Origin of the sequence: Aeromonas sp. 2MA4 (assembly GCF_029237305.1) — a bacterium.
Lineage (GTDB): Bacteria > Pseudomonadota > Gammaproteobacteria > Enterobacterales > Aeromonadaceae > Aeromonas > Aeromonas salmonicida.
The window spans coordinates 1-569 of record NZ_JAACFY010000046.1; the positions used below are offsets into that span (position 1 = coordinate 1).

A 569-nucleotide genomic window follows, 5' to 3' on the forward strand; every position below is an offset into this window, starting at 1 on the left:
ATGTGAATAGCGGCGCAAGTTGCTACCCAATTCAGAGTTAGCGATAACAACGAGCTGCGCTAAAGACGACATGTCGCTCGGCCTCGCCGGCTCGGCACATCGCCTTTACGAAAATCATTGCGAAGTTTACTTCGCAAAAGATGATTTTCGTCCCCTTCGTCTAGAGGCCTAGGACACCGCCCTTTCACGGCGGTAACAGGGGTTCGAATCCCCTAGGGGACGCCACTTCTCTTCTTGCTAACAAGAATGCAGACATAAGCATTACATGTTTATGTCTGTTTTCTTCGGTCATTGACCGTTGCAAACATGCTCTTTAACAATCTGGAAAGCTGATTTAAAAAGTAGTTCTCAAACATTTGTTACAAGTGCTTTGGAAACTTCTTGGCGAAAACCAAATTTTATTTGGTCCTTGTTGTACGACAACAAGCTGTGCCGGTTTCACCGACACTTCTTGGGGTTGTATGGTTAAGTGACTAAGCGTACATGGTGGATGCCTTGGCAGTCAGAGGCGATGAAGGACGTACTAACCTGCGATAAGCTGTGAGAAGTCGGTAAGAGACGCTATTACT

The 569-nt window shown here is 46.4% G+C and carries 1 tRNA gene and 1 rRNA gene; both read left to right on the top strand.

Features of this window, described 5'->3' with window-relative positions:
• Window positions 1-149: 149 nt before the first annotated feature.
• Window positions 150-225: transfer RNA gene (locus tag GWQ31_RS21710), tRNA-Glu, on the top strand.
• Between the two features lie 238 nt (window positions 226-463).
• Window positions 464-569: ribosomal RNA gene (locus tag GWQ31_RS21715) — 23S ribosomal RNA — on the top strand; the annotation flags it as partial.